This window comes from Rhodococcus sp. DMF-1, assembly GCF_021441945.1.
Lineage (GTDB): Bacteria > Actinomycetota > Actinomycetes > Mycobacteriales > Mycobacteriaceae > Rhodococcus > Rhodococcus ruber.
In genome coordinates this window covers 3,887,069-3,909,097 of sequence record NZ_CP090442.1, presented here as the reverse complement: position 1 = coordinate 3,909,097, position 22,029 = coordinate 3,887,069, and the positions used below count along the sequence as shown (strand labels likewise).

The 22,029-nt window shown below is 70.7% G+C and carries 21 protein-coding genes; 15 read left to right on the top strand and 6 right to left on the bottom strand.

The genetic code is table 11. The features are described from left to right. Nucleotides 1-726, bottom strand: coding sequence for an MOSC domain-containing protein (locus LZP97_RS17775; protein WP_048771590.1), 726 nt, complete (start codon nucleotides 724-726; stop codon nucleotides 1-3). A gap of 84 nt (nucleotides 727-810) precedes the next feature. On the opposite strand from LZP97_RS17775, the gene LZP97_RS17770 reads away from it, so the two are divergent. The 5 genes from LZP97_RS17770 to LZP97_RS17750 all read left to right on the top strand — a co-directional run bounded on the left by LZP97_RS17770 (nucleotide 811) and on the right by LZP97_RS17750 (nucleotide 6,395). Beyond that, complete coding sequence (locus LZP97_RS17770; protein WP_048771594.1) at nucleotides 811-1,785, top strand: LLM class F420-dependent oxidoreductase; 975 nt, start codon at nucleotides 811-813, stop codon at nucleotides 1,783-1,785. A gap of 109 nt (nucleotides 1,786-1,894) precedes the next feature. Continuing rightward, nucleotides 1,895-2,782: an alpha/beta fold hydrolase gene (locus LZP97_RS17765; RefSeq protein ID WP_010595642.1), complete on the top strand. Its 888-nt coding sequence runs from the start codon at nucleotides 1,895-1,897 to the stop codon at nucleotides 2,780-2,782. A gap of 10 nt (nucleotides 2,783-2,792) precedes the next feature. Continuing rightward, a complete protein-coding gene (locus tag LZP97_RS17760; protein ID WP_010595641.1) occupies nucleotides 2,793-3,593 on the top strand; it encodes an enoyl-CoA hydratase in 801 nt (266 codons plus the stop codon). A gap of 55 nt (nucleotides 3,594-3,648) precedes the next feature. Beyond that, nucleotides 3,649-5,166, top strand: coding sequence for an acyl-CoA synthetase (locus LZP97_RS17755; RefSeq protein WP_017679697.1), 1,518 nt, complete (start codon nucleotides 3,649-3,651; stop codon nucleotides 5,164-5,166). 77 nt (nucleotides 5,167-5,243) lie between these two features. Beyond that, on the top strand, nucleotides 5,244-6,395 hold the full coding sequence (locus LZP97_RS17750) for an acyl-CoA dehydrogenase family protein (protein WP_017679696.1): 1,152 nt from the start codon (nucleotides 5,244-5,246) through the stop codon (nucleotides 6,393-6,395). On the opposite strand, the gene LZP97_RS17745 is transcribed toward LZP97_RS17750, so the two are convergent. Together LZP97_RS17745 and LZP97_RS17740 are read right to left on the bottom strand one after the other, a co-directional pair. Then, nucleotides 6,376-6,888, bottom strand: a complete 513-nt coding sequence (locus LZP97_RS17745) for a MarR family winged helix-turn-helix transcriptional regulator (RefSeq protein ID WP_026137526.1) — start codon at nucleotides 6,886-6,888, stop codon at nucleotides 6,376-6,378. The two genes, LZP97_RS17750 and LZP97_RS17745, sit on opposite strands and share 20 nt — an antisense overlap. 123 nt (nucleotides 6,889-7,011) lie before the next feature. Then, complete coding sequence (locus LZP97_RS17740) at nucleotides 7,012-7,950, bottom strand: DNA-3-methyladenine glycosylase family protein (protein ID WP_017679694.1); 939 nt, start codon at nucleotides 7,948-7,950, stop codon at nucleotides 7,012-7,014. Between the two features lie 176 nt (nucleotides 7,951-8,126). On the opposite strand from LZP97_RS17740, the gene LZP97_RS17735 reads away from it, so the two are divergent. Continuing rightward, the gene (locus LZP97_RS17735; RefSeq protein WP_048771706.1) at nucleotides 8,127-8,714 is read left to right on the top strand and encodes a ribonuclease H family protein; all 588 of its coding nucleotides are present in this window, start codon (nucleotides 8,127-8,129) and stop codon (nucleotides 8,712-8,714) included. A gap of 7 nt (nucleotides 8,715-8,721) precedes the next feature. Here LZP97_RS17735 and LZP97_RS17730 read toward each other — a convergent pair whose 3' ends face one another. After that, complete coding sequence (locus LZP97_RS17730; RefSeq protein WP_010595635.1) at nucleotides 8,722-9,726, bottom strand: acrylyl-CoA reductase family protein; 1,005 nt, start codon at nucleotides 9,724-9,726, stop codon at nucleotides 8,722-8,724. A gap of 145 nt (nucleotides 9,727-9,871) precedes the next feature. Next, the gene (locus tag LZP97_RS17725; protein ID WP_234420128.1) at nucleotides 9,872-10,012 is read right to left on the bottom strand and encodes a hypothetical protein; all 141 of its coding nucleotides are present in this window, start codon (nucleotides 10,010-10,012) and stop codon (nucleotides 9,872-9,874) included. On the opposite strand from LZP97_RS17725, the gene LZP97_RS17720 reads away from it, so the two are divergent. The 5 genes from LZP97_RS17720 to LZP97_RS17700 all read left to right on the top strand — a co-directional run bounded on the left by LZP97_RS17720 (nucleotide 10,005) and on the right by LZP97_RS17700 (nucleotide 14,598). Continuing rightward, nucleotides 10,005-10,862 carry a siderophore ABC transporter substrate-binding protein gene (locus LZP97_RS17720; RefSeq protein ID WP_234574863.1) on the top strand — a complete coding sequence of 286 codons (858 nt, stop codon included), beginning with the start codon at nucleotides 10,005-10,007 and terminating at the stop codon, nucleotides 10,860-10,862. The two genes, LZP97_RS17725 and LZP97_RS17720, sit on opposite strands and share 8 nt — an antisense overlap. A gap of 13 nt (nucleotides 10,863-10,875) precedes the next feature. Continuing rightward, nucleotides 10,876-11,904 carry an ABC transporter permease gene (locus LZP97_RS17715; RefSeq protein ID WP_010595633.1) on the top strand — a complete coding sequence of 343 codons (1,029 nt, stop codon included), beginning with the start codon at nucleotides 10,876-10,878 and terminating at the stop codon, nucleotides 11,902-11,904. Next, nucleotides 11,901-12,887, top strand: a complete 987-nt coding sequence (locus tag LZP97_RS17710; protein WP_234574861.1) for an iron chelate uptake ABC transporter family permease subunit — start codon at nucleotides 11,901-11,903, stop codon at nucleotides 12,885-12,887. Before LZP97_RS17715 ends, LZP97_RS17710 begins: the two co-directional genes overlap by 4 nt. After that, nucleotides 12,884-13,639 (top strand): iron ABC transporter ATP-binding protein, encoded by a 756-nt coding sequence (locus LZP97_RS17705; RefSeq protein ID WP_010595631.1) that lies wholly within the window; start codon nucleotides 12,884-12,886, stop codon nucleotides 13,637-13,639. Before LZP97_RS17710 ends, LZP97_RS17705 begins: the two co-directional genes overlap by 4 nt. An 83-nt stretch (nucleotides 13,640-13,722) precedes the next feature. Further along, complete coding sequence (locus LZP97_RS17700; protein ID WP_010595630.1) at nucleotides 13,723-14,598, top strand: amidohydrolase family protein; 876 nt, start codon at nucleotides 13,723-13,725, stop codon at nucleotides 14,596-14,598. Between the two features lie 66 nt (nucleotides 14,599-14,664). Here LZP97_RS17700 and LZP97_RS17695 read toward each other — a convergent pair whose 3' ends face one another. Next, nucleotides 14,665-15,024 (bottom strand): Rv2640c family ArsR-like transcriptional regulator, encoded by a 360-nt coding sequence (locus LZP97_RS17695; RefSeq protein WP_010595629.1) that lies wholly within the window; start codon nucleotides 15,022-15,024, stop codon nucleotides 14,665-14,667. Between the two features lie 91 nt (nucleotides 15,025-15,115). Here LZP97_RS17695 and LZP97_RS17690 point away from each other — a divergent pair, with 91 nt between their 5' ends. From LZP97_RS17690 to LZP97_RS17675, 4 genes are all read left to right on the top strand, one after another. After that, complete coding sequence (locus LZP97_RS17690) at nucleotides 15,116-15,616, top strand: ArsI/CadI family heavy metal resistance metalloenzyme (protein WP_010595628.1); 501 nt, start codon at nucleotides 15,116-15,118, stop codon at nucleotides 15,614-15,616. A 123-nt stretch (nucleotides 15,617-15,739) separates the two neighbouring features. Then, nucleotides 15,740-17,416: an NAD(P)-binding protein gene (locus LZP97_RS17685; protein WP_048771601.1), complete on the top strand. Its 1,677-nt coding sequence runs from the start codon at nucleotides 15,740-15,742 to the stop codon at nucleotides 17,414-17,416. Next, the gene (gene nifJ, locus LZP97_RS17680) at nucleotides 17,413-20,985 is read left to right on the top strand and encodes a pyruvate:ferredoxin (flavodoxin) oxidoreductase (RefSeq protein ID WP_048771603.1); all 3,573 of its coding nucleotides are present in this window, start codon (nucleotides 17,413-17,415) and stop codon (nucleotides 20,983-20,985) included. Before LZP97_RS17685 ends, nifJ begins: the two co-directional genes overlap by 4 nt. Continuing rightward, a complete protein-coding gene (locus LZP97_RS17675; RefSeq protein ID WP_010595625.1) occupies nucleotides 20,985-21,995 on the top strand; it encodes a dihydroorotate dehydrogenase-like protein in 1,011 nt (336 codons plus the stop codon). The genes nifJ and LZP97_RS17675 overlap by 1 nt, the downstream gene beginning before the upstream one ends. Nucleotides 21,996-22,029: the final 34 nt, after the last annotated feature.

The following is a 22,029-nucleotide window of genomic DNA, read 5'->3' as shown; positions in this document are numbered from 1 at the left end:
TCAGCGAACGGTCAGTGAGTCACCCAGCGAGAGAACGCCTTCCGATACGACGTCGGCGTACACACCGATGCACGGTGCCGGCCTGGCCTCGGGACGGTTCGGGACGCGGTTGCGGTCGGTGACGGTGCGCAGCATGTCGCGCCGCGCCGGCACCTCCTGGTGCGGCAACGTCACCATCACGCACCGCGCCGTGCGCTGCGTCGGCACGAGCGCGACGGAACCGGCCTCGAGCCGGCGGCCCAGCCAGCCGTCCTCGACGAAGCCGGTGCCGTCCGCCGAGACCACGACGTTGGGGCGGAAGCGCCGCAGCGCGACGTCGGCGGGGTCGCCCGTGTCGAGCGCGTCCACGGCTGCCGTCGTGAGCAGGTGCAGCGGCGCCTCGTCGTAGGTGCGCGGGCGGGCCTCCAGCGTCAGTGCCCGCCCGGTCAGTTCCGACAGCAGCGCCGGGGTGCGCGGGTCGTCGCCGCGGGTGCACCGGCCGTCGGGCAGGGTGATCTCGAGGACGGCGGGATCCGACGGGTCGGCGTCGTCGAGCAGCCGGGCGCGGCATTCGAGCAGTCGCGACCAGGCGCGCACCTTCTTCGCCGTCGCGACGGCGCCGGTCTCGGCGTCGATCACCGCCCACAGGTGGTCGCCGCGCAGCCCGTCCGGCTCGATCGTCGCCGACGGCAGTTGCTCGCCGCCGAACGACTTGACCGGGTAACGCCAGAGCTGAGAGACCTGCACAACGGGCCAGCATACGGACCGGTGTGCCCTTTGGGCGGTCCTGGCAGCCCAAAGGACGCACCGGCGCAGCCTAAGGTGTGGCGTATGAGCGATGATGCGACGCCTCGCCGTTGGGGCCTGACGATCCCCCTCGACGGTATTGCCCTGCCCGACCAGCGAGATCTGATCGCCGAACTGCCCGACCTCGGCTACACCGACGTGTGGTCGTCCGAGAGCAGCGTGGCCGACGCCTTCACGCCCCTGGCGCTGGCGAGCGTGTGGGCGCCGACGCTGCGGCTGGGCACCGCGATCGTGCCGGTCTTCACGCGCGGTCCCGCCACCCTGGCGATCTCCGCGGCCACCCTCGCCGCCGCCGCCCCGGGCCGTTTCGTCCTCGGCGTGGGCACCTCGTCCAACGTGATCGTCGAGAAGTGGAACAGCACCCCGTTCGAGGAGCCGTTCAAGAGAGCCCGCGACACCCTGCAGTTCCTGCGTGCCGCGCTCGCCGGCGAGAAGATCAGCCACAAGTACGACACGTTCGAGGTCGGCGGGTTCCGCGCCGGACTCGTCCCCGATCCCGCCCCGCCGCTGCTGCTCGCCGCCCTGCGCCCGGGGATGTTGCGCCTCGCCGGACGCGAGGCCGACGGCGCGATCGTCAACTGGCTCTCGGCCGACGACGTGCGCACCGTCGCGCCGTACGTGCACGAGGGAGGAGCGGGCAAGGAGATCGTCGCCCGCATCTTCGTGCTGCCCGGTTTCGACGCCGAAACCGCCCGCAGCATCGGTCGTCGCATGGTCGCCGCCTACATGAACGTCCCCGTCTACCGTGCCTTCCACGAATTCCTCGGACACAGCAACGATTTCGAGGGCATGTGGCGGTTGTGGGCGGAGGGGGAGCGGTCGGCGGCCCTCGCTGCGATCCCGGACCACGTGGTGGACCAGCTCGTCGTGCACGGGCCGCCGGAGGCGTGCCGCGAGCACATCGAACGGTACGTCGAGGCGGGCGTGACCACTCCCGTGATCGCGATGACCACCGCCGGCGACCCGACGGAGATGATCCGGGCCCTCGCCCCGCGCTGACCATCGGTCACGATTCGGTCGCGGCCGTAACGCGCGGCTCGGGCATCGACGACATTCCCGGCAGATCGACCGCTGGGAGGCCGCGATGCCTGGACCGGATCCGCGCCGGGTGACCGTCGCCGCCGACGACGGTGTGCCCCTGTCGGTGCGGGTGCACGGACCCGTCGACGCGCTCGTCACCGTCGTGCTGGTGCACGGCCACTGCCTGCACACCGGCAGCTGGTCGGCGGTACGCGAGCGCCTTGCCGGGCAGGCCGGCGCGGGGGTCCGCATCGTCGCCTACGACCAGCGCGGGCACGGCCGGTCGGGGATCGGCGCGCCGGAGACGTACACCATCGAGCAACTCGCCCACGACCTCGACGTCGTCCTGCGCACCGTCGTGCCCCCCGGGCCGGTGGTGCTGGCGGGGCACTCGATGGGCGGCATGGTGGCGATGGCCTACGCGCGGCTGTACCCGGAGCGGATCGGCAGCCGCGTCGTCGGTGCCGCCCTCGTCGCGACCGCGGCGAGTGGCCTGGCCGAGTCGGGGCTCGGCCGTTATCTGCGGCACCCGGCGGTGTCCGTGCTGCACCGCGCGGTGCGACGCGCGCCGCGGGTGATGCAGGGATCGATGCGGATCGGCGGGCGCATGTGCGGTCCTGTGGTCCGTCGCGGCGCCGCGGACTCGTGGGCACGGTCGCTGGCGACGGCCCTGGCCACCGAGACGTCGATCGTGACGCTCTCGCGCTTCCTGGCGGCGTTCGCCGTGCTCGACGAGTCGGCGGCCCTCGCCGTGCTGGCTGCGATACCGGTCCTGGTGCTCGGCGGCTCGGCGGACGAGCTGACGCCGTTCGCGCACTCGCGGGCCATCGCCGCGCGGCTGCCCGCCGCCGAACTGGTGCGGGTCGACGGGGCGGGGCACTCGGTGATCGTCGAGCGCGCCGACGAGGTGGCGGCCGCGCTGCTGCGACTGCTCACCCACGTTCGGGGGGTGGCCGCCCCCGTCGCGGTGGTGTAGGCAGGAGCGCATGACCGACACGCGCACCGACCAGCCCGCCGCCGTACTCATCGCCGTCGACGAGGCGTCCGGGATCGGCCTGCTCACCCTGAACCGTCCCGATCAGCGAAACCCGTTGTCCGCGTCGGCGATGCGCGAGGTCACGATGGGGCTGCGCGCGCTGTCCGCGGAGTCCGCGACCCGGGTGATCGTGATCCGCGCCGAGGGCCCGGTGTTCTCGGCGGGCCACGACCTGCGCGAGATGATCGGCCGGACCCTCGAGGACGAGCGGGTCATCTTCGACACCTGTACCGAGATGATGCAGACCGTGCAGTCGGTGCCGCAGCCGGTGATCGCGTCGGTGCAGGGTGCGGCCGTCGCGGCCGGCTGCCAGCTGGTGGCGTCGTGCGACCTGGCGGTCGCGTCGTCGGACGCGGTGTTCGGCACCCCGGGGGTGAAGATCGGCCTGTTCTGTTCCACGCCGATGGTCGCGCTCAGCCGGGCCGTGGGGCGCAAGCGGGCCATGCAGATGCTGCTCACGGGCGAGACGATCGACGCGGCGACGGCGGCGGACTGGGGGCTGATCAACTTCGTCGTCGACCCGGCGGCCCTGGAATCCGAGACCGCGGCCCTGGCCGCGAAGATCGTCTCGGCGTCCCCGGCGACGGTGCGGATCGGGAAGGAAGCCTTCTACCGGCAGATCGAGCTGCCGCAGGAGCAGGCCTACGAGGCGATGGCCGAGACCATGGCGACCAACGCGATGATCTGCGACGCCCAGGAGGGCATGACGGCGTTCGTGGAGAAGCGCCGGCCGGTGTGGCAGGGTCGCTGACGCTATCGATCGATCGGTCTGGTCAATTGGTTGGACGTCCTATAACCTGTCGGCCATGAGCCTCGACCCGCGCGCGAACACCGTCGACGGCGTGCTGCACCGCAGCGCCGTCCGCTTCCCCGACCGCACCGCCCTGCGGTTCGGCGACCGCACCCTCAGCTACCGCGAGCTCGACGACGCGGTCACCCGGGCGGCCGGACGGTTGCGCGCGCTGGGCCTGGACCAGGGCGATCGCGTCGCCGCGTACGGCACCAACTCCGACGCCTACGTCGTCGGGTACCTCGCGGCCGCCCGGGCCGGCCTCGTGCACGTGCCGATCAACTACGCCCTGCGCGGCGAGGAACTGAGCTACCTGCTCGGCCAGTCCGGGGCGCGCGCCGTCCTCGTCGACCCCGCGTTGCGCGAGAACCTCGACGCAGTCCTCGGCGACGTCCCGGCCGAGCATGTGGTGCCCCTGCGCGACGCCGACGACTCGCTCCTCGCCGTCGCGTGCACGGGCGACGTGCCGGAACTCGACGTGACCGTCTCCGACGCCGACCTCGTGCAGCTGCTCTACACCTCCGGCACCACCTCGAAACCCAAGGGCGCCATGATGCCCCACCGGGCGCTGGTGCACGAGTACACCTCGTCGATCGTCGCGCTGGACCTGGCGGCGGACGACAATCCGCTGATCTGCATGCCGCTGTACCACTCCGCCGGCATGCACGTGTTCATGCTGCCGTACCTGGCCGTCGGCGCCACGGTCACGCTGCTGCCCGCCCCCGACATCCCGGAGATCCTGCGGCTCGTCGAGTCCGAGCGGATCGGCTCGCTCTTCCTCGCCCCGACGGTGTGGGTGCCGCTGGCGAGCCACCCCGACCTCGAGACCCGCGACCTGTCGTCGCTGCGGAAGGCGCAGTACGGCGCGTCGATCATGCCCGTCACCGTGCTGAACCGGCTCCGCGAGCGCTACCCGGACCTCGGGTTCTACAACTGCTTCGGTCAATCCGAGATCGGGCCGCTGGCAACGGTTCTGCGCCCAGAGGAGCACGCGGACCGGCCGTCGTCGTGCGGGAAGGCGGTGCTGTTCGTCGAGACCCGCGTCGTCGACGCCGACGGCAACGACGTGCCCGACGGCGAACCCGGCGAGGTGCTGTACCGGTCGCCGCAGCTGTGCCTGGGCTACTGGGACAACCCGGACGCCACCGCGGAGGCGTTCCGCGACGGGTGGTTCCACTCCGGCGATCTCGTCACGCGCGACGCCGAGGGTTACATCACCGTCGTCGACCGGATCAAGGACGTCATCAACACCGGCGGCATCCTCGTCGCGTCCCGGGAGGTGGAGGACGCCCTCTACACCCACGAGGCCGTCGCCGAGGTCGCGGTCATCGGCACCCCCGACGAGAAGTGGATCGAAGCCGTCACCGCCGTCGTCGTGCTGCGCGCCGGCGCGGACACCGACGAGAACGAGCTGATCGACCACGTCAAGCAGCGCCTGGCGCCGTTCAAGGTTCCGAAGCTCGTCCGGTTCGTGGACACCCTCCCGCGCAACCAGAGCGGCAAGCTTCTCAAGCGCGAGCTGCGCCCCCGGTGACCGAATGTCACATGGGTTCGATCGAATCGACGCGGTGTGACATTCGGTCACGCCGGACGGAAGGTTGAAGGACACCGATGGTGACGAAGTACGTGCCGTCCTGGCACGACGACGAGGTACAGGCCGTGTCGGAACTGGCCCGCGACTTCTTCGAGCGCGAGGTCATGGCCCACGCCGAGAAGTGGGACAGCCAGCGGCGCATCGACCGCGAGGTGTGGCTCGCGGCCGGCAAACTGGGACTGCTGCTGTGCTCGATCCCGGAGGAGTACGGCGGCGGGGGCGGCACCTTCGCGCACGACCTCGCGGTCTTCGAGGCGCAGGGCTACTCGGGTGACCTCGCCCTGGGCATCTCGGTGCACAGCGGCATCGTCGCCCACTACATCCTCGAGTACGGCAGCGAGGAGCAGAAGCGAACCTGGTTGCCCGGCATGGCAACCGGCGAGATCCTCGGCGCGATCGGCATGACCGAGCCGGGCGCCGGGTCGGACCTCAAGGCCATCAAGACCACCGCGCTCCGCGACGGCGACGAGTACGTGGTCAACGGCTCGAAGACCTTCATCACCAACGGTTCGTCGGCCGACGTCATCGTGCTCGCCGTCAAGACCGACCCGAAGGCCGGCGCCAAGGGCGTCTCCCTGCTGATCGTCGACCTGCGGGACTGCCCCGGCTTCGCGGTCGGGCGGGTGCTGGACAAGGTCGGCCAGCACGGCGCCGACACCTCCGAGCTGTCGTTCACCGACGTACGGGTGCCGGTGTCGAACCTGCTCGGCGAGAGCGAGGGGCAGGGCTTCGCGCAGCTGATGGCGCAGCTGGTGCAGGAACGGCTCATCATCGGCGCGCAGGCGGCCGGGGCGATGGACCGCGCGGTCGAGGAGACGGTGCGCTACACGAAGGAGCGGCAGGCGTTCGGGCACAGCCTGTTCGAGTTCCAGAACACCGCGTTCGAGCTGGCGGAGTGCCGAACCATCGCCCGCACCTGCCAGGTGTTCCTCGATCACTGCATCGAGCAGCACCTGAAGGGCGAACTCGACGCCGCGGACGCCGCGATGGTCAAGTACTGGCTGACCGACAAGCAGTGCGAGGTCATCGACCGCTGCGTGCAGCTGCACGGCGGCTACGGCTACATGCGCGAGTACCTCATCGCCCGGATGTACGAGGACGCCCGCGTGCAGCGGATCTACGCCGGCGCGAACGAGGTGATGAAGCAGATCATCGCCCGCTCCCTCTGAGTCCGTCGGAGGTGGAGGGCTCCCGCGAGGAGCCCTTCGCCTGCCGGGTGTGGTGCGCGAGCACCTTCGTGAGCAGGACGGCGAGCTGGTCCCGCTCGGCCGGGTCCAGCGACGCGAACGCCTCGTCCTGCGCCGCGACGAGGACGTCGTCGAGGGTGCGCAGGTGTTGCCGCCCACGGCGCGTGACGCTGATGATGTTGCGGCGCCGATCGGTGGGATCGGGACTGCGATCGACGAACCGCCGATCGGCCAGCTCGTTGACGGTGGCGACGATGTCGCTGCGGTCCATCCCCGCCCGTCGGCCCAGATCCGCCTGACACAGCGAGCCGTACTCCTCGAGCGCCGCCAGCGCGCGGTAGTGGTAGCCGCGGGCGTCGGCCAGGCCGAGCCGGCCGGACACCACTCGGTGCACATGGCGCGCGGACTGGGTCAGCAGCCAGCTCGGGAGCCGCGCGAGTCTCGTGGGCGCGGTCGAAATGTCTGGGTCGGACATGCCACCAGGGTACGGTCCGGCGGCCGAAATCCGACGGTCAGCCGTCGGCGCCGCGGCAGCGCAGCCCGGCGGTACCGGGCCGACGACTCCGGCCCCGGCGGCGCGACCGGCGCGGGGACCTGCTCAGTGCCGACGATGATCGGTGATCGGCGTGCGCGGCCCCCGCCGCGGGACCCGCCCAGCCCCGCCGGTCGCCATGATCAGCCGCACGGCCCGGTAACGATGTGGCCGAAGGGGTTCCAGGTACTCCACCATGCCGGCGTCGTCCAGTGGCGCGCCGAGCAGCGACCAGCCGACGATCTTCGCGAGGTGGTAGTCGCCCACCGACAGCGCGTCCGCGTCTCCGAAGGCGCGCTGCGCGACCTCGGCGGCGGTCCAGATCCCCACGCCCGGGATCGAGTGCAGTCTGCGCTGTGCCTCGACGGGATCGAGGTCGACGAGCCGCTCGAGCCGGTCGGCCAGCTGGGCGCAGCGCACGACGGTGCGGGCCCGGCCGGGGTCGACGTTCGCCCGGTGGAACTCCCACGACGGAACGCGGCGCCACGTCTCGGCGGCCGGCGGCACCCGCATCCCCTCCGGTGCCGGGCCGGGCGGGTCGTCGCCGAACCAGGTGACGAGCCGCCGCCACGACGCGAACGCCGCGACGGCGTGCACCCGCTGTTCGAGGATCGCCGGGACCAGCGCCTCGAGCACGCGGCCGGTGCGTGGGATCCGCAGGGCCGGGAGACGTCGATGGGCCTCGGCCAGGCGCGGATGCTCGGGCCGGAACCCGGTCGGATCGTCGTCGGCGCCGAGCAGGGTGGGAAGACGGTCTGCCAGTTCCGCGGCTCCGGGACCCCACGCCTGGCAGCGCACGCCACGTGGACCGTCCTGCACGAGCCGGTAGGTGACCGGCCCCGACGCCAACCGGGACGTGCGCCACACCGCGTGCCCGTCACGGCGGTGGCAGGGGTCGTAGGGGCCGCGCTGGAGCGGCTGCAACGTCAGCGCGACGTCCACCGGCCGGGGCAGCTCGGCGCGGACGACGAGCGCGCCGGTGCTGGGTGGAGCGGGGACGGGCACCGGTCCACCGTACTGTGCCGCCGTACCGGGCGACGAGGTGCGGATCGAAGGCGGCGACCCGCCGAGTGTGCGCTTCTCGTGCCGACACGCCGAGGAGGGCCGCGATTTCTGCACAGCCGCGGCGCGTCGGTGCCTCGGGCGCGACGTCGCTTCTGCCACGGGATATGGTCTGGCACATGATCATCGTGAGCACCGACGGTTCGTGCCTTCGAAACCCGGGCGGCGCCATCGGATGGGCGTGGGTCAATCACGAAGGGCCGAGCCGGGCCGGCGGGGAACGCTCCGGCACCAATCAGATCGCCGAGCTGCGGGCGCTGCTCGAGGCGCTGAAGGCCCACCCCGGTCCGGAACCGATGATCATCGAATCCGACTCGCAATACGCCATCAAGTGCGCCTCGGAGTGGCTGCCCGGATGGAAGCGCAAGGGCTGGAAGACGGCGACGGGCGCGCCGGTGAAGAACCTCGACCTGGTCCAGTCCATCGATCGCGTCCTCGCCGAGCGGTCCGGGCCGGTGCGGTTCCGGTGGGTGCGCGGGCACGTCGGCAACCACTTCAACGAACTCGCCGACAAACTGGCGGGCGAGGCGGCACGCGCCCAGGGGGCGGCCCCGCCCGCTCCGAAGGCGCCCGTCTCCGAACCGGCCGGGCCCGAGCCGACCCCCGCGCCCGCGCGGCCCGAGCCGACCCCCGCGCCCGCGCGGGCGAAGAAGGCGGTGCGCCGGACGGTGAAGGTGGTCGAGGAGGTCGAGCTCACCCTCTTCTGACGAGCCGTCAGAATCCGTCGGCGACCTCGATCACCGCCCGGCCGGTGAACTTGCCGGCCCGCACGAGATCGAGCACGGACACCAGCTCCCGGGCGGGGATGCGGCGCATGATGTCGGCCAGGTGCCGGGGACGCAGGTCGCCCGCGAGGCGCTCCCACAGCTCGCGCCGCGGGACGATGGGCAGCTGCACCGAGTCGATTCCCAGTAGCGCGACGCTGCGCAGGATGAACGGCATCACCGTGGTCTGCAAGGCGGCGCCGCCGGTGAGCCCGCTCGCGGCGACCGCGCCGCCCCACTGCACGGTGCTGAGGACATGGGCGAGGGTCGCGCCGCCGACGCAGTCCACGGCCCCCGCCCAGTGCGCCTTGCCGAGCGGTCGCGGCTTCGCGTCGGGGTCCTCGGGCAGCCGTCCGATCACCGAGGCGGCGCCCAGCTCGGTGAGCAGGTCGTGGGCTTCCGGCTTGCCGGTCGAGGCGACCACCTCGAATCCGGCGGCGGCGAGCAGGTCGACGCTGACGGTGCCCACGCCGCCGGAGGCGCCGGTGACGACGATGGGTCCGTCGTCCGGGGTCAGGCCGTGCCGCAGCAGCGCCTGCACGCTGAGCGCCGCGGTGAAGCCGGCGGTGCCGATGGCGGCGGCGTCGGCCGTGGAGAGCTCGCCGAGCCGGACGAGCTGGTCGGCGGGGACGCGGGCGTACTCGGCGTAGCCGCCGTGCCGGCCGGTGCCGATCTCGTAGCCGTGCGCGAGGACCCGGTCGCCCGGCGCGAAGTCGGGGTGATCCGAGGTGACGACCTCACCGGCGAGGTCGATGCCGGGAATGATCGGGTAGTTGCGGACCACGCCGCCGCGCGGGACGACGGCGAGGGCGTCCTTGTAGTTGACGCTCGAGTGCAGGACGCGGACGGTGATGCCGTCGTCGGGCAGCATCGTCTCGTCGACGGTCTCGGGGGCGAAGTCGATCGCGCCGTCGTGCTCGCGCGCGACCCAGGCGGAGAACGTGGTTGAGGTCATGATCCGACCGTAGTGGCGGCGCGCTCGTCCGTGTGGAGACACGACTCTTGCCAACGGTAAGTAAAGGCATGCTAAGTTAGGCAACGCTTCGCTGAGTTCGGGGTGGCGGCGGGACCGCACGAGGGGCTTCGCCTACCCCGGAAGTTCAATTTTCAAGGAGATTGCCCATGCGTATCCGGTTGTCCGCCGCCGTCGCGTTAATCGCGGCCGCCTCGCTCGGGCTTTCCGCCTGCTCCTCCGACACCTCCTCCGACACCGCGGCGGACACCGGCGCGACCGTGGTCATCAGTCACGCCCAGGGCGAGACCGAGGTGCCCGTCGATCCCGAACGGGTCGTGGTCTTCGACCAGAGCGTCCTGCAGTCCATGATCGACCTCGACCTGCCCGATGCCGTCGGCGTCCCCGCCCTCACGAACTGGCCCGAATCGTTCGCACGCTACCGGGGCGACGACGTCGCCAAGGTCGGATCGCTGTTCGAGCCCGACTTCGAGGCCGTCAACGCCCTCGAGCCCGACCTCATCATCGTCGCCGCCCGGTCGGCCACCAGCTACGACGCGCTCAGCGAGATCGCCCCGACCGTCGACCTCTCCGTCGACTCCAAGGACTTCCTGAACAGCGTCGAGACGCAGAACCGCAACCTCGCCACCATCTTCGGAGCCGAGGACGCGTTCGAGGAGAAGTTCGCCGGCATCGAGGAGTCGTTCGACGCCGTGTCCGCGGCGGCCGCACAGGCGAATCTGCGCGGGCTCATCGCGCGCGTCGAGGCCGCCGAGGTCACCGCGTACGGACCCGGCTCCCGGTACGGCATCATCCACGACCTCGGCGTCAAGCCCGTGTCGGAGACCTTCGCCGACGACGTCGCCCACGGGGACGCCGTGTCCTTCGAGTACATCGCCCAGGCCGATCCCGACATGATGTTCGTCCAGGACCGCGAGGCACCCCTCGGCGACACCACCGGCCCCAACGCGTCCCGAGTCCTCGACAACCCCCTCGTCGGCGGCACCACGGCCGCGAAGGAAGGCCGGATCACCTACCTCGACCTGTACACCTGGTACATGGCGCCGAGCGCGCTGAGCTCCGTCCAGTCCCAGATCGACGTCGTCGGGCAGGCCGTCGGCACGGCCGCGGCGGCATGACCTCCTCCCGCCCGTGAGCGCCCCGGTAACGACCGGCAGGGCCGGCGACCGCACCCCGCGTGCGGCCGCCGGCCCGGCCGTGCGTCTGCGTCCCGTCCTGCTGGGCGCCGTGCTGCTCGCCGTCGCCGCCTTCGCGTCCCTGTTCGTCGGCGTCGCCGACGTCACGCCCGCAGACCTGCTGCGCGGCGACACCGCGACCCTCGAGGTGTTCTTCGTCTCGCGCGTGCCCCGACTGATCGCGATCCTGCTCGCCGGCGCCGCCCTGAGCGTGTCCGGCCTGATCATGCAGCACCTGACCCGCAACCGGTTCGTGGCGCCGGACACCGCCGGCACCGTCGAATGGGCCCTGCTCGGCATCCTCGTCGCGACCCTGTTCCTCGGCGGCCAGTCCGTGCTCGGCAAGATGCTCGTCGCCGTCGCCTTCTCCCTCGTCGGCACCTTCCTGTTCCTGCGGCTGCTGCGCCGTGTCCGGTTCACCGACATGATCGTCGTGCCGCTCGTCGGCCTCATGTTCGGCGGCGTCGTCATGGCCGTCACCACGTTCTTCGCCTACCGGCTCGAACTGATGCAGGCCCTGAACACGTGGACCAGCGGCGACTTCTCCGGCATCCTGCGCGGCCGCTACGAGATCATCTGGGTCGTCGTCGCCGTCATGGCCGTCGCCTATCTGTACGCCGACCGCTTCACCGTGGCCGGCCTCGGCGAGGGCTTCGCGAAGAACCTCGGCGTCCCGTACCAGCTGGTGATCAACATCGGGATGGTCGTCGTCGCCGTCACCACCGCCGTCGTCACCGTCGTCGTCGGCGCCATCCCGTTCCTCGGCCTCGTCGTGCCCAACCTGGTCACCATGGCGCTCGGCGACAACCTGCGCCGCGTCCTGCCGATCACCGCGCTCGCCGGCGCCGGATTCGTGCTCGCCTGCGACGTCGTCGGCCGTGTCATCCGCTACCCGTACGAGATCCCGGTCGGCACCGTCGCGAGCGTCGTCGGCGCCGTCGTGTTCATCGCGCTGATCCTGCGCACCCGGCGAGGTGCGCGATGAGCCAGGTCCTCGCCGCGCCCCCCGCGACCCGTCGCCGGAACCCTGCCCGCGTGCTTGTCGTGCTCGGCGCCGTCGCCGCACTGGCGGTGTGCGCCTACCTGTTCCTCTTCGTCACCGGCTCGTGGGACTTCGCCATGAAGATCCGCGGCCGGCAGGTGCTGTCGATGGTGCTCGTCGGCTACGCCACCGCCTTCGCCGCGGTGATCTTCCAGACCGTCACCAACAACCGCATCCTCACCCCGGGCGTGATGGGCTTCGACAGCCTGTTCATGCTGCTGCAGACCCTCGTGGTGTTCCTGTTCGGCGCGAGCGCCCTCGCGACACTGGATCCGCGCCTGAAGTTCGGGGTCGAGGTGCTCGCCATGGTCGTCTTCGCGCTCGTGCTGTTCCGATGGCTCTTCGACCGCGGATCCCGCGACCTGTACGTGCTGGTGCTCGTGGGTATCGTGCTCGGCGCCCTGTTCGGGGGGCTGTCGTCGCTGGTGTCACGGCTGATCGACCCCAACGACTTCATGACCCTGCAGGACGTGCTGTTCGCCAGCTTCAACAACGTGCAGGTCGACCTGCTCGCCGTGTCGGCCCTGCTCGTCGTCGCGGCGACGGCGTTCTCGGTGCCGCTGCTGCGTCAGCTCGACGTCGTCGCGCTGGGCCGCGAGCACGCGGTCGGCCTCGGCGTCGACCATCGGCGCGTCGTCACTCGCGCGCTGATCGTCGTCGCGGTGCTGGTCTCGGTGTCCACCGCGCTCGTCGGGCCCATCACGTTCCTCGGGCTGTTGGTGGCCAACCTGGCCCGGGAACTCGTCGGCACGTTCCGGCACCGCTGGACGGTGCCCGCCGCGACGCTCGTCGCGATCGTCGCGCTGGTCGGCGGGCAGTTCGTCCTCGCCCGGCTGCTCGACTACAACTCGAGCCTCATCGTCGTCGTCAACTTCGTCGGCGGCATCTACTTCATCTCCCTGCTCGTGAGGGGTGCACGCCTGTGATCACCGTCCGGGATCTCGCCAAGAACTACGCCGGCACCACCGTGCTCGGGCCCGTCGATATCGACGTCCCGCGCGGCGGGCTCACGTCGATCATCGGTGCCAACGGCGCCGGCAAGTCGACACTGCTGACCATCGTCGCGCGGCTGCTCGACTCCGACGCCGGATCGGTCAGCATCGACGGGCTCGACCTGCGGGCCACCCCCTCGGACGCGCTGGCGAAGAAACTGTCGGTGCTGCGCCAGGACAACACCACCGCGGTGCGGTTGTCGGTGCGTGAACTCGTCGAGTTCGGGCGCTTCCCGCATTCGAAGGGCCGGCTGTCGGCGTCCTGCCACGACGCGGTCGACCGCGCCATCGAGTACACCGGCCTGGGCGGGTTCGAGCACCGCTTCCTCGACCAGCTCTCCGGCGGGCAGCGGCAGCGGGCGTTCGTCGCGATGGTGCTCGCGCAGGACACCGACTACGTGCTGCTCGACGAACCGCTGAACAACCTGGACATGAAGCACTCGCAGCACATGATGCAGCTGCTGCGACGGATGGCCCACGAGATGGGCAAGACCGTGATCCTGGTGATCCACGACATCAACTTCGCGTCGTGCCACTCCGATCGCATCGTCGCGATGCGCGACGGTGCCGTCGTCGCCGACGGGGACGTCGACGAGATCCTCCGGCCCGAGGTGCTGCGCAAGGTCTACGACATGGACATCGCCGTGCACGAGATCGACGGCCGTCGCATCGCCGTGTACTTCTGAGGCGCCTTCGGCGCCGGTGTGTCCTTCGGGCGGCTGGGGCAGCCCAAAAGGCGCACCGGCGGTGGGGTCGCTACCTTCGGGGGATGGACGAAGCGCAGCAGGTAGCCGACTTCCGGGACCGGCACGGCCTCGACGGTCTGATCGACGTGCACACCCACTTCATGCCCAAGAGCGTCATGGACAAGGTGTGGGGATACTTCGATTCCGCCGGACCGCTCGTGGGACGCGAATGGCCCATCACCTATCGGCACGCCGAGGAGGAACGCGTCGAGCGGCTGCGGCGTTTCGAGGTCCGTCGATTCACGGCGATGCTCTACCCGCACAAGCCCGCGATGGCCGCGTGGCTGAATTCCTGGGCCGTGGACTTCGCGGCCCGCACCCCCGACTGCCTGCACACCGCGACGTTCTACCCCGAGCCCGAGGCGGGTGACTATGTCGCCGCGGCGCTCGAGCACGGCGCACGGGTGTTCAAGTCGCACATCCAGGTCGGGGACTACGACCCCAACGATCCGCTGCTCGATCCGGTGTGGGGCCTGCTCGAAGACGCCGGGGTGCCGATCGTCATCCACTGCGGCTCGGGGCCGGCGCCGGGCGCGCACACCGGGCCCGGGCCGATCGCCGCGCTGCTGGACCGGTTCCCGCGGCTGGCGCTGATCGTCGCGCACATGGGCATGCCCGAGTATCGCGAGTTCCTCGAACTGGCCGAGAAATATCCGCGGGTGCACCTCGACACGACCATGGCGTTCACCGACTTCACCCAGGAGTCGATGCCGTTCCCGGAGGACGAGCTGCCGCGGCTGCGGGCGCTGGGCTCGAAGGTGCTGTTCGGCAGCGACTTCCCGAACATCCCGTACCCGTACATCCATCAGCTCGAGGCGGTCGAACGGCTCGATCTCGGCAGCGAATGGGTCCGCGCGGTGTGCTGGGACAACGCGGAGGCACTGTTCGGCGCGGTGTGAGCGGGGGCCGCCCGGCCGAATGTCACACCGGTTCGATGTGATCGAACCGGTGTGACATTCGGCCACTCAGGTGCAGCAGTGGGGGTCGAGGACGAGGCGGAGTGCCTGCAGTGCGTCGCTGCAGGCACGGTGGTGGACGTTCATGCCGCGGCGGGTCGATTGCACCATCCCGGCCTTGCGGAGCTGGCCGAGATGGTGACTGACGGTCGACTCCGTCAGCCCGACGGCCGACGCCAGGTCGCACGTGCACACGTCGTCCTCCCGCGTGGTGAGCAGGATCGACATCAGCTGGATGCGGGTCGGGTCGGCGAGCGCCTTGAGCCGCAGCGCCACCTCGAGGGCGGCTGCCTCGCTCATCGGTGCCGCCGAGACCGGCGCACAGCAGATGGGGGCGGAGACGTCGATGACCGGGAGCGCCTTGGGCATGCTCCCATCATCCACCCCTCTTGACATATGTCAAAAAGGTGGCGACAGTGAAACCAGTAATTCGACGTATGTCTCACAGGTGGAGGTCATCATGTCCCGCGTCCAGCTCGCCCTCAACGTCGACGACCTGCAGGAGGCCGTGACGTTCTACACCAAGCTGTTCGGCACCGAGCCGGCCAAGCTGAAGCCCGGCTACGCGAACTTCGCGATCGCCGAGCCGCCGTTGAAGCTCGTCCTGATCGAGAACGCGGGCAAGGGCGGCTCGATCAACCATCTCGGCGTCGAGGTCGACTCGAGCGAGAAGGTGCACTCCGAGATCGCCCGCCTCACGGACGAAGGCCTGTTCACCGACGAGGAGATCGGCACCACCTGCTGCTTCGCCACCCAGGACAAGGTGTGGGTCACCGGCCCGGCGGGGGAGAAGTGGGAGGTCTACACCGTCCTCGCCGACAGCGAGACCTTCGGCACGAGCCCGAAGCTGCTCGACCAGGACGAGAACGCGGAGGGCGTGTGCTGCGGCTCCGCCGCCGAACGGGAGCAGGAATCGGCGACCGGCACCGAGAAGGCGCCCGCCGCGACGACGTGCTGCTGAGCGACACCCACGGCCCCGCTCCGGGCCCCCGCCCGTAGGCGGGCCCGAGCCGGCGCGTCGTCGGCATGCCGGCGCCGCCGCAATCCGGTGCCGGACACCCGGCCGGAGCCCTATCGTGAGGGGATGACTGCCGACGAGCGCAGTGGCGGGGCGACGGGCGGGCGTCCGGCCCGGCCGTCGGAGGAGCTCACGCCGCTGCCGGATCTGGTGCACGGCCGTCCCCGCGCGGGGCCGGTGCGCCGGCGTCGGCCCGTGTATGTGGATCTGCTGCCGCCGTGCAACGCACGGTGCCCCGCCGGGGAGAACATCCAGGCCTGGCTCGCGCACGCGAAGGCCGGCCGGTACGAGCAGGCCTGGCGGCAGCTCGTCGCCGACAATCCGTTCGCCGCCGTCCACGGCCGGGTGTGCTACCACCCCTGCGAATCCGTCTGCAACCGCGCCACTCTGGACAGCGCCGTGTCCATCCATTCGGTGGAGCGCTTTCTCGGCGACCAGGCACGCGAGCAGGGCTGGATGTTCGAGCCGCCCCCCACCCGCACCGGCAAGCGGGTACTGGTGATCGGTGCCGGGCCGAGCGGGCTGTCCGCCGCCTGTCACCTCGCCCGCCGCGGCCACGACGTCGAGATCCGCGACGCCGGCGCCGCGCCCGGCGGGATGATGCGCTACGGCATCCCGAACTACCGGCTTCCGCGCGACGTGCTCGAGGCGGAGCTGGAGCGGGTCGCGGCACTGGGGGTGCGGCTGACCTGCAACCACCGGGTCGAGGATCTCGCGGCGGAACGCGCGGAGGGCGGTTTCGACGCGGTGTTCGTCGCGGTCGGCGCGCATCTGGCCAAACGGGTCGACATCCCGGCCTGCGACGCGGGCACGATGATCGACGCGGTGTCGTTCCTGCGCGGTGTCGCCTCCGGGGAGAACCCGCCCGTCGGGCGGCACGTGGCCGTCTACGGCGCCGGCAACACGGCGATGGACGCGGCCCGGGTGGCCCGCCGGCTCGGGGCCGAGGACGCGGTCATCGTCTATCGCCGCACCCGCGAGCAGATGTCCGCCCACGCGGAGGAGGCCGAGGACGCCGAACGCGAAGGCGTGCGGATCAACTGGCTGCGCACGGTCACCGCCTTCGACGGGCCCGAACTGCAGGTCGAGGTCATGGAACTCGACGGGTCCGGTCGTCCACGGCCCACCGGGCGTTTCGAGACGCTGGCCGCGGACACCCTGATCATGGCGATCGGCCAGGAGACCGAGTCGGCGTTCATGCGCACGCTGCCCGGGGTCGAGTTCGAGCGGGACGGCAGCGTGCGGGTGGACGAGTCGCTGATGACCGGCTGCCCCGGGGTGTTCGCAGGCGGCGACATGGTGCCCGGCGAGCGCACCGTCACGGTGGGGGTGGGGCACGGGAAGAAGGCGGCGCACCACATCGACGCCTGGCTGCGTCGAGTGTCCGGCGAGCGGCCCGCCAAGCATCCGATCGCGACGTTCGACCAGCTGCACCTGTGGTACTTCGCCGACGCGGATCGGCGGGTCCAGCCGGAATTGCCTGTCGAGGAACGTCTTTCCGGATTCGACGAGGTGGTCGGCGGAGTGTCGGCGGAGGCGGCGACCTTCGAGGCGGGCCGGTGCCTGTCGTGCGGCAACTGCTTCGAGTGCGACGGCTGCCTCGGCGCGTGCCCGGAGGACGCGATCGTCAAGCTGGGTCCCGGCCACGGCTACCGGTACGACTACGGCAAGTGCACCGGCTGCGCCGAGTGCTTCGAGCAGTGCCCGGTGCACGCCATCGAGATGTTTCCGGAGCCGACATGACGCGTGCCACGGTGGACGGAAACGAGGCGGCCGTGTCGGTCGCCTACCGGCTCAACGAAGTGTGCTGCATCTATCCGATCACCCCGTCGTCGGCGATGGCCGAGCTGGCCGACGAATGGTCCAGCCGGCACCGGCCGAACCTGTGGGGCACCGTGCCGAGTGTGGTGGAGATGCAGAGCGAGGGCGGCGCGGCGGGCGCGCTGCACGGCGCGCTGCAGGGCGGGGCACTGGCGACGACGTTCACCGCGTCGCAGGGCCTGCTGCTGATGATCCCGAACATGTACAAGATCGCCGGCGAGCTGACCTCGGCGGTCATGCATGTTGCGGCCCGGTCCCTGGCCGCGCAGGGACTGTCGATCTTCGGGGACCATTCGGACGTGATGGCGGTGCGCCAGACCGGGTTCGCGTTGCTCGCCTCGGCCTCGGTGCAGGAAGCACACGACCTGGCGCTGGTGGCGCAGGCCGCGACCCTGCGGACGCGGGTGCCGTTCGTCCACTTCTTCGACGGCTTCCGCACCTCGCACGAGCTCAACACCATCGAGACGCTGACCGACGACGACCTGCGGGCACTGGTGCCCGAGGAACTGATCCACGAGCATCGCGGACGCGCGTTGTCGCCGGAGCGGCCGTTCATCCGGGGCACCGCGCAGAACCCGGACACCTACTTCCAGGCACGGGAGACGGTCAACCCGTTCTACGCCCGGGTTCCGGCGGTGGTGGACGAGCTGATGGCGCAGTTGGGTGAGCGCACCGGCCGCGGCCTGCGCATCGTCCAGTACGCCGGGCACCCCGAGGCGGAACGGGTGCTGGTCTTGATGGGATCCGGGGCGCAGACCGCATCCGACACCGCTGCCGCGCTCGCCGCCCGCGGTGAGCGCGTCGGGGTGGTGCAGGTGCGGCTGTACCGACCCTTTCCCGCCGAGGCGCTGCTGGCGGCGCTGCCGGCGACGGTGCGCACGATCGGCGTGCTGGACCGCACCAAAGAGCCCGGGTCGCACGGCGAGCCGCTGTATCTCGACGTCGTCGCGGCCCTCGCGGAGGCACATGCCGACGGTGAGCGAGCCGTCATGCCCCGGATCTGCGGCGGCCGCTACGGCCTGTCGTCGAAGGAGTTCACGCCCGGGATGGTGGCCGGCGTCTTCGCCGAGCTCGCCCGTGAGGGGCCCCGACGCCGGTTCACCGTCGGCATCGACGACGACGTGTCCGGCACCAGCATCACCTACGACCCGTCCTTCGACATCGAATCCCCCGACACCGTGCGGGCGATCTTCTACGGCCTGGGCTCGGACGGGACCGTCGGGGCCAACAAGAACACCATCAAGATCCTCGGCGACGAGGAACACCTGCACGCGCAGGGCTACTTCGTCTACGACTCGAAGAAGTCCGGCTCGCAGACCGTCTCGCATCTGCGTTTCGGACCGCGGCCCATCCGCGCACCGTATCTGGTGAGCCGCGCGGACCTCGTCGGCTGCCATCAGTTCCGATTCCTCGACAAGATCGACGTCCTGGGACCGGCCGCACCGGGAGCGACCCTGCTGCTGAACTGCAGACACCGGCCGGACAAGGTCTGGGACGCGCTGCCCCGCCGGGTCCAGGAACAGATCCTCGACAAGGGGATCACGCTGTACGCCGTCGACGCGGGCCGGATCGCTCGCGAGGTCGGGCTCGCCGGGCGGATCAACGTCGTGCTGCAGACCTGCTTCTTCGCGATCTCGGATGTGCTGCCGCGTGAGCAGGCCGTCGCCCGGATCAAGAAGTCGGTGGAGAAGACCTACGGCAACCGTGGAGCCGACGTGCTGCGACGCGAACTGGCCGCGGTGGACCGGGCGTTGGACGAGCTGCACCGGATCGAGGTGCCCGGCCGGGTGACCACCACCCGAGTACCGGCGCCGATCGTGCCGGAGCACGCGCCCGAGTTCGTCCGCACCGTCACCGCGGAGATGATGGCCGGGCGTGGGGATGCCTTGCCGGTCAGCGCGTTTCCCGTCGACGGGACCTATCCGAGCGGCACCACCGCCTACGAGAAGCGCAACATTTCGGAACTGGTCGCAGCATGGGACCCGGACACCTGCATCCAGTGCGGAAACTGCAGTTTCGCCTGTCCGCACAGCGTGATCCGCACCAAGTTCTACGACAAATCCCACCTGGACGGTGCCCCGGAGCAGTTCGGCTCGGCGGCACTGGGGGCCGTGGGTCTGCCGGATGCCCGGTACACCCTGCAGGTCTACGCCGAGGACTGCACCGGGTGCGGGCTGTGCGTCGAGGCCTGTCCCGCCGTGACTCCCGGCGCGACGGTCACCAAGGCCATCAACCTCGCACCCCGCGAACCGCGAGTGGCCGCCGAACGCGAGAACATCGCCTTCTTCGAGACGCTGCCGACGGCCGACCGGGCCCGGGTGGACTTCGGCACCGTCCGCGGAACGCAGTTCCTCGAGCCGCTGTTCGAATTTCCCGGCGCCTGCGCGGGCTGCGGGGAGACCCCGTACCTCAAGCTGCTCTCCCAACTGTTCGGCGACCGGTTGATGATCGCGAACGCCACGGGCTGCTCGTCGATCTACGGCGGCAATCTGCCCACCACCCCCTGGGCGACCAACGCGGACGGACGCGGCCCCGCCTGGTCCAACTCGCTGTTCGAGGACAACGCCGAATTCGGGCTGGGGTTCCGGCTGGCCGCCGACGAGCACACCCGGCTCGCCCGGCGGCGCCTGACCGAACTACGGGAGGCGGTCGGTGCCGACCTCGTCGACAGCATCCTGACGGCGCCGCAACTGCGCGAGTCCGAGCTGCGCGCCCAGCGGGAACGAGTCGCCGAACTCGAAACCCTTCTCGCAGAGCTTGATCCGACCACGACCGCCGACCTGCGCAGTGTGCTCGACCACCTGGTGCGGCGCAGCGTGTGGATCGTCGGCGGCGACGGCTGGGCCTACGACATCGGTGCCGGGGGTCTCGACCACGTCCTGGCCAGCGGTCACAACGTCAACGTCCTGGTCCTCGACACCGAGGTGTATTCCAACACCGGGGGACAGATGTCCAAGGCCACCCCGCTCGGCGCGATCGCGAAGTTTGCCGCAGCCGGCAAGACGGTTCCGATGAAAGACCTTGCGTTGCAGGCCATCGCCTACGGCAACGTCTACGTCGCCCGGGTCGCGATGGGTGCCGATCCGCAGCACACCTTGCAGGCGATGCGGGAAGCCGAAGCCTACGAGGGCCCGTCGCTCGTCATCGCCTACAGTCAGTGCATCGCGCACGGTATCGACATGCGTCACGGGATGGACCAGCAGTACCGCGCGGTGGCCAGCGGGCACTGGCCGCTGATCCGCTACGACCCGGTGTTGCGGGCGGCCGGGGAGAATCCGTTCCTGCTCGATTCGCACCGGCCGAGGATTCCGCTCGAGGACTACCGCAGCCGCGAGCTGCGGTACCGCGCGCTCGCCAACACCGACCCGGCGGAATACGACCGGCTTCTCGGCCTCGCCGAAGAGGCGATCGCTCAGCGCTGGGACCGGTACGAGGACATGGCATCGCAAGGGTCGCACCACTTCACCGCCGACGCCCGCAAGGATCGCTGATGGACCTGTCGACGCGCTACCTGGGCCTGGACCTGCCGAATCCCCTGATGGCGGCGGCATCCCCACTGTCCCGCACGGTCGGTGGGGTCCGCCGGCTCGCCGACGCGGGCGTCGGTGCGGTGGTGCTGTGTTCGCTGTTCGAGGAGCAGCTGCTGCGCGAGGCGGAACGCAATGCGGCACTGACCGAGCACGGTTCGCAGAGCTACGCCGAGTCCTTGTCGTACTTACCGGACGACGCCGTCGAGGACCACGGACCGCGCCGCTACCTGAGCCTGCTCGAACGCGCCGCGCAGGCGGTCGCCGTCCCGGTGATCGGCAGCCTGAACGGCGTCACCCCGGGCGCGTGGGCGGGCTACGCACGCTCGATGCAGGACGCCGGTGCGGCCGCCATCGAGCTGAACATCTACTACCTGCCCGGTGATCCGCACATCAGTGGCCGGGACGTCGAACAACGACACCTCGACGTCCTGGACCGGGTCGCGGACGCCGTCACCGTGCCGGTCGCGGTCAAGATGAGCCCCCAGTTCAGTTCGATCGGCGAGATGGCGCTCCGTCTCGACGAGGCCGGGGCCGACGGACTGGTGCTGTTCAACCGGTTCCTGCAGCCCGGCATCGATTCCGAAACCCTCACGGTGGTCCCGGCCGTGACCCTGTCGACCCGCGCGGAGACCCGGTTGCCGCAGACCTGGATCGCGTTGCTGCGGGGACGGGTGCGCGCCGACCTGGCCGCGACCACCGGCGTCGAGGACGCCACCGACGTGATCGAGTATCTGCTCGCCGGTGCGGACGTCGTGCAGTCCGCCTCGGCATTGCTGCGCCACGGACCCGAGTACGCCGCCGTCCTGCTCGACGGTGTGCGTGAGTGGATGCGCCGCAAGGGATATCACAGTGTCGACGAGTTCCGCGGCGTGCTCGCCGTGTCGTCCGGCGCGGACGGGACCGGCCGCGGACGCGGTGACTACGTCGGCGCGCTCCGCGAGGCCGACCACCGCGCCTACGGCATCGTGTGAGGCTTCCGGTCCCGCTCGAGCCCCGGGGGTGCTC

Coding starts and splice junctions, on each gene's coding strand:
- LZP97_RS17770 (WP_048771594.1), top strand. CDS start 811: ATGAGCGATGATGCGACGCCTCGCCGTTGGGGCCTGACGATCCCCCTC.
- LZP97_RS17760 (WP_010595641.1), top strand. CDS start 2,793: ATGACCGACACGCGCACCGACCAGCCCGCCGCCGTACTCATCGCCGTC.
- LZP97_RS17755 (WP_017679697.1), top strand. CDS start 3,649: ATGAGCCTCGACCCGCGCGCGAACACCGTCGACGGCGTGCTGCACCGC.
- LZP97_RS17750 (WP_017679696.1), top strand. CDS start 5,244: ATGGTGACGAAGTACGTGCCGTCCTGGCACGACGACGAGGTACAGGCC.
- LZP97_RS17745 (WP_026137526.1), bottom strand. CDS start 6,888: ATGTCCGACCCAGACATTTCGACCGCGCCCACGAGACTCGCGCGGCTC.
- LZP97_RS17735 (WP_048771706.1), top strand. CDS start 8,127: ATGATCATCGTGAGCACCGACGGTTCGTGCCTTCGAAACCCGGGCGGC.
- LZP97_RS17730 (WP_010595635.1), bottom strand. CDS start 9,726: ATGACCTCAACCACGTTCTCCGCCTGGGTCGCGCGCGAGCACGACGGC.
- LZP97_RS17725 (WP_234420128.1), bottom strand. CDS start 10,012: ATGACCACGGTCGCGCCGGTGTCCGCCGCGGTGTCGGAGGAGGTGTCG.
- LZP97_RS17710 (WP_234574861.1), top strand. CDS start 11,901: ATGAGCCAGGTCCTCGCCGCGCCCCCCGCGACCCGTCGCCGGAACCCT.
- LZP97_RS17700 (WP_010595630.1), top strand. CDS start 13,723: ATGGACGAAGCGCAGCAGGTAGCCGACTTCCGGGACCGGCACGGCCTC.
- LZP97_RS17695 (WP_010595629.1), bottom strand. CDS start 15,024: ATGCCCAAGGCGCTCCCGGTCATCGACGTCTCCGCCCCCATCTGCTGT.
- LZP97_RS17690 (WP_010595628.1), top strand. CDS start 15,116: ATGTCCCGCGTCCAGCTCGCCCTCAACGTCGACGACCTGCAGGAGGCC.
- LZP97_RS17685 (WP_048771601.1), top strand. CDS start 15,740: ATGACTGCCGACGAGCGCAGTGGCGGGGCGACGGGCGGGCGTCCGGCC.
- nifJ (WP_048771603.1), top strand. CDS start 17,413: ATGACGCGTGCCACGGTGGACGGAAACGAGGCGGCCGTGTCGGTCGCC.
- LZP97_RS17675 (WP_010595625.1), top strand. CDS start 20,985: ATGGACCTGTCGACGCGCTACCTGGGCCTGGACCTGCCGAATCCCCTG.